The sequence below is a fragment of the Aquimarina sp. AU119 genome (assembly GCF_900312735.1).
Lineage (GTDB): Bacteria > Bacteroidota > Bacteroidia > Flavobacteriales > Flavobacteriaceae > Aquimarina > Aquimarina algiphila.
In genome coordinates, this window is record NZ_OMPF01000013.1 from 241556 (window position 1) to 254311 (window position 12756).

Below are 12756 nucleotides of genomic sequence, written 5' to 3' on the forward strand. Positions count from 1 at the left end.
TATGGATTTGAATAGGTTAACGTTAAATAAGAGTAGAGGAACGGATGATAGAAGTACAAAAGACAACAGTCTAGATAGTGATGAAAATATTCAAAGAAAAATTATTGAACATGGGATTAGATTAAAATCTGGTGCGAGAGCGCATATTTTTTCAACATCAGAATTTCTTTTTAATCCTAATACAAAATTATATTACAGAGATGGGTTATTAAAACTTAAGTCAAACCCAAAACCAGATGACCCTTTTCGATGGAAAATATTGAATGCATTAATAAACAAAGACATTAAAATAAATAATATAAAAATACATTCTAGAATACCATTTAGTGATTTCATATCAGGAAAAGAAGAAAAAAGAAAAGTACCTCTTTCAAATTTTGGAGGAAATGGAAGAACTTTTCCAACGTATACCATTAGCAAAAAAAATTATCCCAATAATACTAATCATTTTGGTTGCTCTTCGAAAAAGAATATTTCGGAGATATACTATAATAGAAAATCAAAAGGAACTTTGGCACATGAATTTTTCGGACATATGTATCTTGCTCAAAAAGGAGCCACCTATCTGCACCAGGATTCTCTAAGGTCTAAATCAATCATAGATCCATTTGGAAACCCTTTTATAGGCACAGTGATACAATTTATTGATAAATGCATAAAACCCAATACTAAATTAAGGGTGTTATCTCCAACATATCATGTCAACAAACATTTCTTATTTAAGTCTTTAAATTGGATATTAAACATCAAAAAAATCAATGAAATATTATCAGGTCGCAAACTCTCTAAAGAGTTCGAAAATAATTGGATTACTTTATCATTAAACTATTCAATGCTTTTTAATGTGCCATTAACCGAACATTTAAGAACTCAATATATAGTAAGGATAAATGGAAAGAGTTTAAATGCTGATTCTGTGAGAAATCAGATTGTAAAATGGATTGGAAGTATTAATAAAAATGAATTTAAACGCAATATTTTACCTTTGTTAAGAAAAAATTCAATGCCACTAATGTTGATTACCCATGTTAGGTTTAAATTTCATTGGAATTAAAAGTTTCTAAAATCAATTAAAAAACCCAATCTCATAACCATATCTAGAAATAGTATTTGATATTTAACACTATAATACTAGAAAATAGTATATTTTTGTTTTGGTAGTATACTCAGAATTAAAATTTATACTAATGAGATTTGAAAATAATGAATATGGAAAAAGACTACAAATGGTTTTAATAGAGTTAGATGTTACTCCATATAAATTCTCCAAAGAATTAAGTTACAAAAGCCCGGATACTGTCTACCACATAATAAACGGAAAGAATGGACTAAGTAATAATTTTCTAAAGAGAATTGAGGATTCTAATTATTCCATTAATATCGATTGGTTAAAGACTGGTCATGGAGAACCTCTAAATCATAGCATCGGAAAAGGCAAATATAGAAACGAGATCTTTTGTGAAGATAAAATTCTATACCCTAGTGAACTAAATTTTTTCTTTATCAAAAAAATTGCAATTGCTTTTGCAAAAGTTATAGACATTGAAGAAACTAGCTATAAAGTAGATGCAAAAATAGCTGGTATAAAAGGATTAGAATTTCGCTATATTACCTTTGGAGAGCAAGAAAATAAATTATCCAAACATAGAATATATTCTATCATTCTAGGTTTAGACTGGATCATTTCTAGTTATGCTGATTATTGGGATATGATAGCAAGAAACTCAATAAAGGGACAAAATTTACTAGAATTATATTCGAGCAATGGTATAAAACAAATATTTGAAAATGCAATTTTTCCAATTCACAAAGAAATTCACGATACCAAAAACCTATGGGAAAAAGATTCAGAACCGTTTCTTATTGAAAAGTTTCTAGAAATAGACGACCCTTTTAAGGAGTTATATAATACAGATTCAAGAATAACAGAAATTCCTGAAAGAACTAGTTCTAATCAATATTATTGATGCTTGTTTTTTTTACTTTTTTTTGATCATATTTACCTAATCGCAATAATGCTGCGATAAGTAATAACATTTTATCGGGATGGTATTCATTTGAATTGTAAAAACAATGCGCTACATTATTTCTTAAATTTAAACCGCCTTCATTTGAAAATAAATAATTAAAAAACAATCTATCATCCTCATTGAAGTATTTTATGATAATTTCATTGTCAAATACATTATGTATGTAAGCTTCTTGCATTCCTTTATCTCTATTAAAACTAGTCGGGATGCTCAATCTCTCACAAAAATCACGAAATATACCCTCCATTTTTAGAGTAAAACTATCAATACATAAGATGAAACTAGGTGTGTAATATTTACTGCTTCCCCATGCTTGAACTTGCATAAAAAATTCAGTTATGGAAGGACTTAATTGTTGAATCCAATTAATTAGTTGTTCATTTCCCCCTAAGTCATATCTAATATGTGTCTTACCTATCCATGTTTTGTCAACTAAAAAGGAAATAAAATTTTCAAAACTTAGATCACCTGATTTTATACCCACGATTATTAAATTATGTAAATATGGCAACACCGTCATTTCCATATGATATTTATAAGATTCAAAAATCCTTTTCATTTCATTATTACTAGCTTTCTGTTTTGTTATATTTTTATTTTTATCAAAACTTATAGTTGTAGCAAAATCTAAAAAAGCATTAGAGTTTTTGGAAGGCACTTTAATAACATTCTCATAAGTAGGAAAAAACAAACCCCTTGATATAAACCTGTATGTTTCAACACAACCTCTTTCAAGCACCATTTCTGACCTTTTCTTTAATTCTTTTTGATGATCTTCAGTTAAGTCCCGAATCTCTTGAGTAAAAGGAATTGTAATAGTCGGTAGCTTTATCTTAGGTTTTAAATCAGCATAAAGTTTTTCTGATTTTTTTCTGTATTCATCATTTCCTGACAACTTGAATGAATGAATAGCTTTATAGTTATAATCTTGTTTTATCCAAAACCTGTCTTCTTTAGTTTCATTCTCAGCCAATCTTAAATAAGCTAACCCAATTTCATTTTGCCATTTTTTAGTATCTGTTTTTGTTTTATTTGCGATTTTAATAGCCGTAGGCAAGTAATAATTAACAAGCATAAAATCGTCTAAATTTATTGTTTTTTTACTTAGTTCTTTTTCGAATAGTTGAAGTGAATTTGCAAAATCGATAGGTTTATATATTTTAGGAAACTCAAGCATATCATTTAAAATACTTTGTTTATCATGAAACTCAAACTTCTCCGTTTTAAAAAGTAAAAAAGTAGTTAGTTTTTTTAATTCTGTCTTGTCCGATTTTATTTCATTACTAATTGTAATTAAAGTTTCGAATAACCTCCCTATTTCATTTGGTATATCCTGATGTTCATCTATCTCAAATAACCTGTAGTACTCTTTTATCGATTCTATGTAGTTTTCAATAGCCTCTAATGCATATTCACCTCTCTTAATACCTACAGGGCATTTCCAAAGTAAATGATTATACCTTGCTTTAAGAATAGGGTTATCTGAAGTTTCTATACGTATTTTGATATATTCTATTACTTCTTTTTGAAACTCACTTAGGTCAGGATATCTCTTAATTTCATTTGCATTTTTTCCATCAGAATATATTTGAGAAAAAAGCAAATTACCACTAAGGTTAAATGCAAAACAATCGATTTCCCATTGGGATTTCTTTTTTTCGATTTCATCCTTAGTTTGATTCTTAAAACGAACCCAAAGGTCAGTCAAGTACCAATCCCTTTTTAGGATAAAAGCATTTTTTTCAACAAAAAAATATAACTCATTTATTGATTTAAATTGTTCTATATCTATTTCTTCTGACTTCAAAATTCTTGTTTGTCTTTGCTAAATACTTGCATCTATAGAATTTATGTTGAATGCATTATTTAGTTTTATTAATCTGATAATTATTAACTTTATTATTTAAAGTGTCAATTTTTATAGTGATCGTATCCTTAGATTTAAAATTAACTAATTTGGTATTCAATGTATCAGGAATAGCAAGTTTGATTTCTTCTATATTTTTTATTTTCACTTCTGGTATTTCCTTATTTATAGAAAAAGCAGATAATATAATTGCTAGAGTAAATATTCCAAAACCAAAATTCGCAATCTCAAAACAACGTGTGCCTAGTATAAGGTTACCTCCTTTTTTATTATCTATTGGGGAAGTTTGATTTATTGTAAAGACTAAATCACTAACTTCTTCATTTAAAAAATCTAATTCTGTTTCAGCACGATTTAATTTTGTTACAGTTTTAGTATTTCTTGTTGCATATGTATATCTATTAATTTTTAGAGTTTTAATAGCATGATATATTGTAAATAAATAATGGAATAAAACAAATATGAAAATTATTATCAATGGTATCTTAATCATTAAAGAAACCCCATTCAAACTTCCAATTAAAAGAGGAACAAAAAGTGCGAATATCGAAGTAACGATACTGGCCTGTCCTACTAATTGAGAATTTTTGTTCTCTATAGTAATTCTCCTATCTTTTTGATAATTATCTATTTCTTTTAGATATATCAAATATCTTTTCGCCAATTCAATAGAGGTTGTTGGCTCATATACTTCTTGAATAATTTCGGCATCTCCATCATTCTCTTCATAAAGCCCTATATATGTTAGGTATTTCAAGATCATTTGACAGTTGTTAAATAATTAATTATTTCATCAGATATTTTTAAATCCGCTTCCATTTCTAACCACGCCCATTGACCATTTGGATTTATTTCTAAAAAAACATATTCACCATCTATAGTTTTAATAAGGTCTATAGCTCCAAAAGACAAATTTAAACTTTCAGTAATTGTTATACATTTTTTTACTATCGCAGGTGGTAATAAGTATTTTTCAAATGGAATTTTCTTCTTTCTCCAATCAACTTTTGTTTCTTCATTAATCTGCGAATCTACTTTTGCAGAAAATACTTTCTTATCAACTACCGTTACTCTTATTTCATATTCTTTTTCGATATATTCTTGAAAAATACAGGGGGTCAAGTCAAAATTCTCGACTCTTTGAATTTTATCTAAGCCTACCTTATTTGTAAAAATAGATTTAAAACCATTCTTTTCTTTTATTCTACCTTGCCTAATAGGTTTTATAATTATGCTGTTATTATTTGCAGAAGCAAAGGTTTTAAATTCTAATTTATTGTTCGAAATCAATGTGTCAGGAATCTTAAAACCTATAGATTTAGCGGTATTTAATTGTAAAATTTTATTTTCAGCTGCATAGACATACCTTGGATGACTCAACCATTTTTTAGAGTCAATCAGATAATAAATATTATCAAATAAGGACTCATAGTCACTTAGTAAGAATAATTTTTCAGCTTCATTATTGGTTTGAATATCTGGCAATTTTGATCTTCGAAACCAGACAGAATCAAATGACCTAATATTATTAATAATAAAGTTGAAGCTATTGGAGTTACGAAATTGGTAATTATACTTATCGATATCCTCACAATTAAGTCTAAAATATTCTATCCCCTTTTTATTTAGTTTTTCTATTACATAATCTGCAGTAAAATCTTCCTTATGAGTAATTATCAATATCATTTATCTGAATCTGTTGGTTCTGTAGATTCTGTTATAGTTTGAGTATCCATAAGAAGTTTCAAACTTGATCGATCGCTGTCACTGTCACTTGGTTCATTAGAATTAAATGTATCCGTACTAGTATCCAACAATCTTCTCATCTTAAGTTTAAAGTCATTATCTGAATCCGTTTCATCAACTATAGTTTTTGTATCGGTACTAGTATCAAGTAATCTTTTTAGTTTAAAACTACGATCATTGTCCGAATCTGATGGTTCGCCTGTTGTTTTTGTAAATGTTGCAGTATCCATATTTACATAAGAAATTGCAGGGATATCAGTCTTTTTTAGGACTGACAAATTCTGATCCATAGAATATTCAATAATTGAATAATCTATGTTTTTCAACTCTGGTGTTTCTGTAAATTCTAAAATCAAAGGTCTCATATTTGTTATATTATTTAATTGCTACTTATTAAAACTAATTTACCTGTTATTTTAAATACTCAGTTACGGTAATTCATAATCAAATTTTAATTACAAATTTAACCAACAACCCCCGTACCCAAATATAGTATTTAGGCACAGGGGTTTGTGTTTACTTTATAAATGTAGATATTATACTTTAATAAAAAAAGTTTTAACCATAAGAGGTCTTAATCATAGGTTAACAATACAATTATTTTGGCCATTTAACTAGTCTATAATCTTCTTCCCTAGAAACATCTTGGTAAGTATTTAGTATTTTAATCCAATTTTTAACAAGTTTGTCCTCCTTTGAAAAACCATCATAATCAATTGCTACTCTTACAAAATGTTCAAACTTACTTTTAGTTTTAAGATAAACTTTGGCATTCTCATTAACAGAAGATTTTTCTATATCTTCTTTTAAATATTTTAAAACTTTAATTACGTATTTGACAGTTTTTCTTGCTTTTTTATTATTTCTATAATTCTTGACGCAATGTATACCTATCATACAAAAATCATTAAGAGTGCCAAAACCAGTATCTACATGTAATTTTTTCATTGTATTGGCTTGTATCAAATAATGCCCTAAATTAATCAAGATAACTTTGACATCTCTAATATCAAAATCATTATTTTCTATCAAATTTACTATTAGCCTTTCCGGAATATAAAAACAATCTAAAGTATCCTCATAAAGACCCTGCTCTAATGCCAAACTCGAATTATAGAAAGATGAAGTTAATAATCTATAGGTAATGTATCCTTTCTGACGATTTCCTAAAGAATTATCAAAGTAAAACAAATCAGCACAATTGCTTTCGATTGATCTAGCACACTTTTCAAAAAGATCTTTATCGTCCAATTCAATAGCGGACTTTTGTATTTTACCAATCACATAAATAATGTCCACTAAAGCACTCCATTGTAATTCATCATCAACAGAATGTTCAATACTTTCATTTTTATCATACATTCGATTTAGATGCGTCAAACTATTTTGTTTAGGGCAATTATTTAAAATGTTTGTTTTAAAAGCGGTTTCAATAAAATCAATAGCAGAAGATAACGGGAGAGAAATATTATTATTTCTATGCATCTTAATAAAATCAAGATTTAAGAACATATCTATTTCTTGCAAATGCAAAAGAGGAGCTCTCTTGTCAGAAAAATACACATAGGAATCACTAACCAATCTCCAAACCATTTCAAAATAACTAAAATCGTTTACTCGAATTGCTGTTTTACTATTTTCTCTCCATAACCAACATAAGGCGTTACAAACAATATCGCAAGAATTTCTATTTGTTCCATCATCAAAAATCTCAAAAGCCTTAGCTAAAATCTGATGATTTATTCTGTCATAAGCTAATACTTGATTATTCAAAATATGGTGGTCAATTTCATTTTTCATATCCTGTAGAGTTCCATCCACAGCAACGCCATCTAAAAATCTATATCTAGAAATGTTTTGAAAAGCATTAAGGTCTAATTTATCTATTAACTGGTCATGTTCATTAGATCGATTTGTTTTTCCCACTAGACGTTTAATAACAGGATAAACATAGTACACGTAAACAAGAAATAAGATTCCTAAAAAATATCCAATTGTTATATTACTATCCGTATCAAATTTATCAACTTGTAAGTATGCTAAAAATGAAAGCCCTATTATATTTATGGAGTTGTAAAATGAATTTTTTATTAGTTCATTGTCGAGTGGGTTTAAATTCTGAGTAAGTTTTTGATTTGAAAATTCAACTGTAAGAAGAATAACAGCCATTAAAATCCCCAATATTGAGGCAATGGCACCTATTATCATGCCAAAATAATCTTGAGGATTTAATCTATAAATTTTTAACCAATCTGGAACAAAACTCAGCTTACCAATTAACGGAGTAAAACCTATAATTATATATACTACTATTACTAAAAGCAATAAGTACCGGTCTCTAATCCACTCTAACCACTTATTATTATCCATAAGATAAAGATAATTATTTAAGTAATATCCCCCTATTTATCCCCCTTAAAAAGTAAAACCCCTTTAAAAACAAATGTTTTAAAGGGATTTAAGTTGGTCTACTAGGGCTCGAACCTAGACTCTTCTGGACCAAAACCAGACGTGTTGCCAGTTACACCATAGACCAATGCGTCATTGCGGGTGCAAATTTAAAACTTTCTTTTGGCTCTGCAAACATTTTTTTAAAAAAATATTCTATTAAATTATATTTCTCTTTTTAATTCAATTACAATTGATCAAAATATAAACTTCTGTTAAGCGTTTGCTAAAAAAACCAAGGTGAAAGTATTTTTATTACTAAATTCGCCACACGTTATATAACCGAATAAATCTTATGAGTACATTCAACTTTACCAAGTGGAATAAAATATCTGGATGGATAGTTTTTGCTATCGCATTATGCGTTTACGCAATGACAGTAGAACCGACCGCTAGTTTTTGGGATGCAGGAGAATATATTGCCACCGCTTCCAAATTACAAGTTGGGCATCCTCCAGGAGCGCCTCTATTTCAAATGATTGGAGCTTTTGCTTCAGTTTTTGCATCAGACCCTACGCAAATTGCTCTAATGGTAAATATGACCTCAGCATTTGCCAGTGCCTTTACCATACTTTTTATGTTTTGGTCAATAACTATACTGCTCAAAAAAGTAATCGTAAAAGATGAAGAGTTCTCACAAGGCAAAGCAATAGCGATATTAGGTAGTGCATTGGTAGGCTCATTAGCATTTACATTTACTGATAGTTTCTGGTTTAATGCTGTTGAAGCTGAAGTATATGCAATGGCCACTTGTATTTTATCTGTTCTTTTTTACCTTGGGCTATTGTGGGAACGAGATATGCACACCCCAAGAGGAAATAAATGGCTTATTCTAATTTCTTTTATTGTTGGTTTATCATTTGGAGTTCACTTTATGGGACTATTATCTATCCCTGCAATTGGCTTATTGTACTACTTCAAAAATTACAAAGAAATCACCATAAAAAACTTTATCATAGCCAACATTGTTGTTGTTGCCATACTATTATTTATTTTCAAACTTTTATTACCCTCAACACTTAAGTTTTTTGGTGCAGCAGAAGTCTTTTTTGTAAATTCGATTGGACTTCCTTTTAATTCTGGAACCATCATTGCCGGACTCATCATAGCAACGGCTTTTTACTTTGCTATAAAATATACCCGCAAGAAAAATTATGTAAAATTAAATACTTTATTACTGTGCGTTGTCTTTATTCTTGTTGGATTCTCGAGCTGGATCATGTTACCCATTCGAGCAAATGCAGGAACTGTAATTAACGAGAATAACCCCAATAATGCTAGGGAACTTCTAGCCTACTATAATCTTGAGCAATACCCAGAAACACATCTTTTTTATGGTCCGCAATTTACAGAAATCTATGCTGGCTTAGACGAAATCAACCCATACGAGGATGGTAAACCTAAATACGAAAAGGATATTAAGACAGGAAAATACATTATTGTCAATGATTGGAAAAATGCAAAACAAAATCTTGACGATGCGCATAAAGCCTTTTTACCAAGAATGTGGAGCACCGAACACATTAGCAACTATATGGAATATTCTGGTCCTATTAAATTTACTATAAAACCAGAATACCAAGGGGAAGAAGAATTACTAAAAGCAGTAACAGAGTTTAAAAGAGAGTATGCTACTGGAAAATTAGACAATGATGATTACAATAAATTCTTGCAATCATTTGGGAATTATATTAATGTAGAAAAACCTTCATTCAAAGATAATCTATATTACCTGTTTGACTATCAAATGGGGTATATGTATTGGCGTTATTTTATGTGGAATTTTGTTGGAAGGCAAGATGACAATCAAGGTAAGCTAACAGATTTAGAAGGGAATTGGCTTAGTGGAATTAAATTTATCGACGAGCTTCGATTAGGATCCCAGGACAACTTACCAGGGGATGCTCTTAAAAATAAAGCTCGAAATACATATTACTTTTTACCCTTGTTATTAGGGTTAATAGGATTTGTATTCATGCTACAGCGTGACAAGAAAAAATTCTGGGTCTTACTGGTCTTTTTCTTATTTACTGGATTAGCACTAAAAATATACCTAAACGAAAGACCTTTTGAACCTAGAGAAAGGGACTATGCTTTAGTTGGATCATTTTATGTGTTTGCAATTTGGATAGGATTCGGGGTATACGCATTATTTGATTTACTCAAAAGTTATTTAAAACCAAAAATACTCGCTCCTGCCGTTACAGCAATTTGTCTATTAGCGGTACCGGTTCTTTTAGCTGCTCAGAACTGGGATGATCATGACCGCTCTAATAGATATACAGCGCAAGCTATGGCTAAGATGTACCTACAATCTTGTCAAAAAGATGCTATATTATTTACAATTGGGGATAACGATACTTTTGCACTATGGTATGCGCAAGATATTGAAGGTTATCGCACCGATGTACGGACAGTAAACACAAGTTTATTTGCAACAGATTGGTATATCGATCAGATGAAAAGGGCCGCTTACGAAGGAAAACCAATACCATCCCAACTTACCCATGAATTTTATAGGTTTGGTAACAATGATGCTATTTATTACAAACCAGTGACAAATGATACTATGCTTATCAAAAACTGGATGAGATGGATAGAAACAGATGACCCCAGAACCAAAGGAGATTTACAAAGCGGAAAAAAAGTAAATACATTTCCTACAAAACATATAAGAATCCCTGTAGATAAGGAAGCCGTTCTCAAAAATGGAATTGTAGCTCCAGAGGATGCAGATCTTATTGTTCCTTATATCGACATCCATCTAAAAGGAGATCTACTCTTCAAGAATCGTTTATTAATGTTAGACATGCTTGCTAATAATAATTGGGAAAGACCAATTTACTTTACAGGTGGAAGTTATGGAGATGATGATTTTTTATGGATGAAAGATTACCTGCAATTAGATGGTGTAACTTTTAAACTTGTACCCATACGTACCAAGGTAGATCCTCGTAACCCATTTGAAATGGGACGTATTGACACAGAATTAATGTATAAAAATGTTACTAGTTGGGATTGGGGAAATAGCAATGACCCCAATATATATCATGATCCTGAAACTAGAAAAAACGCGATTACGTATAGAAGTAATTTAGCAAGATTGGTAGAAGCATTAATTCGAGAAGACAAAAGGGACAAAGCCAAAGAAATTATAGATCTGGCAATGGACAAAATGCCTATCGAGTATTATGAATACTATACTCTTGTAGAACCCTATATTAGTGGATACTACGAGATAGGAGAAAAACAAAAAGCTCGTGATCTTTGGGAAAAATTAGCAAAAAAATACCAGGAGCAACTCACCTATTTTGGGAGCCTTGAGCTTAAAGATCAATACCGTTACGCAGAAGATATAGTAACAAATGTAGAACGTTATCGTAGTGTTGTTGATTTATTACTGATGAATCGAGACAGAGAAATGATTGAAGAAAAAGCGGATGAGTTTAATAAATACCTTGATCTATTTACAAGATTGTATTCTGAAGATGAAAAATACGATGATGATGAAGCTATCCGCAGACAAGAAGAAGAACTCATAAAGGAACTTCAAAATCAAGAAAAACCTTTAGACTCCTTAGATAGAGATAGTATATCAGACTAAATTATTAAAAGTGAGCTTTTTAAAAGGCTCACTTTTTTATTCAATATAATCGGTGCCAAAAATTCCCAACAAAACACCTCGGCTCGTCAAAAAAATTTTCCCTAAGTACATATGGGACTTTTGTCATATTAGTGAAAATAAAATCTATCTCACCTTTGATGATGGACCAATACCCGTGATTACCGAATTTGTGTTAGAACAATTGAACCGCTATAATGCTAAGGCTACTTTTTTCTGTATTGGAGACAACATAAAAAAACACCCTAAAGTTTTCAATTCTATCTTATCTCAAGGACATGCTATTGGAAATCATACCACAAATCACCTTAAAGCCTGGAAAAGTGATCATGACACATATATTCAAAACGTTATTGAATGTGAAGAAATCATAAAGAAACACAGCACATCTAATCAAAATACACAAAAGTTATTTAGACCTCCTTATGGACAAATAAGTCATTCTAAATTTAAAACATTAGAAAACTTAGGCTATCAAACAATCCTCTGGGATGTCCTATCAAAAGATTGGGAATTAAGCACATCTCCTGAAGAATGTTACCAAAATGTAATAGAAAGTGTAAGGCCGGGAAGTATCATCGTATTTCACGATAGCATAAAAGCATCAAAAAATCTTACAGTTACACTTCCAAAAGTACTGGAATATTTTACAAATAGAGGGTTTGTTTTTGAGGCTATTGAGCTTTAAACATACTCTTTCATAAGCCCAATAAGTGTATTTGCATCCTGCTCACCACTTTGTCGCCAAACCATCTCCCCTTCTTTATAAATCATTAATGTAGGAAGCCCTTTAATACGTAAAGCTGTAGCTAATTCTTCATTCTTATCTACATCTATCTTTACAACCTTTCCTTTATCACCAAGAGCAGCAGCCACATCTTTTAACACAGGGTGCATTGCAAGAGAGGGTTCATTCCACTCTGTATAAAAGTCCAACAGAACCGGAACTTCAATACCTATTATATCTCCAAACTTTGACATGTCCAAAAACTTTAATGTTTCAAGTCTCTATATTTTATTAAAAACAGACTTATAAACAATTG

At 30.3% G+C, this 12756-nt stretch carries 10 protein-coding genes and 1 tRNA gene; 4 read left to right on the top strand and 7 right to left on the bottom strand.

The features are described from left to right. Position 1: 1 nt before the first annotated feature. A complete protein-coding gene (locus tag DK442_RS09600; RefSeq protein WP_109435643.1) occupies positions 2-1054 on the top strand; it encodes a hypothetical protein in 1053 nt (350 codons plus the stop codon). 133 nt (positions 1055-1187) lie between these two features. Beyond that, a complete protein-coding gene (locus DK442_RS09605) occupies positions 1188-1967 on the top strand; it encodes a hypothetical protein (protein ID WP_109435644.1) in 780 nt (259 codons plus the stop codon). Here DK442_RS09605 and DK442_RS09610 read toward each other — a convergent pair. The 6 genes from DK442_RS09610 to DK442_RS09635 form a co-directional block, all read right to left on the bottom strand. Further along, positions 1951-3837 carry a DUF4209 domain-containing protein gene (locus DK442_RS09610; protein WP_109435645.1) on the bottom strand — a complete coding sequence of 629 codons (1887 nt, stop codon included), beginning with the start codon at positions 3835-3837 and terminating at the stop codon, positions 1951-1953. The genes DK442_RS09605 and DK442_RS09610 overlap by 17 nt on opposite strands. Positions 3838-3892: 55 nt before the next feature. Then, positions 3893-4660 carry a hypothetical protein gene (locus DK442_RS09615; protein ID WP_109435646.1) on the bottom strand — a complete coding sequence of 256 codons (768 nt, stop codon included), beginning with the start codon at positions 4658-4660 and terminating at the stop codon, positions 3893-3895. Continuing rightward, the gene (locus DK442_RS09620; protein ID WP_109435647.1) at positions 4657-5583 is read right to left on the bottom strand and encodes an MvdC/MvdD family ATP grasp protein; all 927 of its coding nucleotides are present in this window, start codon (positions 5581-5583) and stop codon (positions 4657-4659) included. The genes DK442_RS09615 and DK442_RS09620 overlap by 4 nt, the downstream gene beginning before the upstream one ends. Next, positions 5580-6008, bottom strand: a complete 429-nt coding sequence (locus tag DK442_RS09625; protein ID WP_109435648.1) for a hypothetical protein — start codon at positions 6006-6008, stop codon at positions 5580-5582. The genes DK442_RS09620 and DK442_RS09625 overlap by 4 nt, the downstream gene beginning before the upstream one ends. 232 nt (positions 6009-6240) lie before the next feature. Beyond that, positions 6241-8013, bottom strand: a complete 1773-nt coding sequence (locus DK442_RS09630) for a hypothetical protein (protein WP_109435649.1) — start codon at positions 8011-8013, stop codon at positions 6241-6243. Between the two features lie 93 nt (positions 8014-8106). Further along, a tRNA-Gln gene (locus tag DK442_RS09635) sits at positions 8107-8179 on the bottom strand. A 207-nt stretch (positions 8180-8386) separates the two neighbouring features. On the opposite strand from DK442_RS09635, the gene DK442_RS09640 reads away from it, so the two are divergent. Both DK442_RS09640 and DK442_RS09645 read left to right on the top strand, forming a co-directional pair. Beyond that, a complete protein-coding gene (locus DK442_RS09640; RefSeq protein ID WP_109435650.1) occupies positions 8387-11695 on the top strand; it encodes a DUF2723 domain-containing protein in 3309 nt (1102 codons plus the stop codon). Positions 11696-11747: 52 nt separating this feature from the next. Continuing rightward, positions 11748-12401 carry a polysaccharide deacetylase family protein gene (locus DK442_RS09645; protein ID WP_109435651.1) on the top strand — a complete coding sequence of 218 codons (654 nt, stop codon included), beginning with the start codon at positions 11748-11750 and terminating at the stop codon, positions 12399-12401. On the opposite strand, the gene DK442_RS09650 is transcribed toward DK442_RS09645, so the two are convergent. Beyond that, entirely contained in the window at positions 12398-12694 is a 297-nt protein-coding gene (locus DK442_RS09650; protein ID WP_109435652.1) for a co-chaperone YbbN, read from the bottom strand. The two genes, DK442_RS09645 and DK442_RS09650, sit on opposite strands and share 4 nt — an antisense overlap. Between the last annotated feature and the right edge of the window lie 62 nt (positions 12695-12756).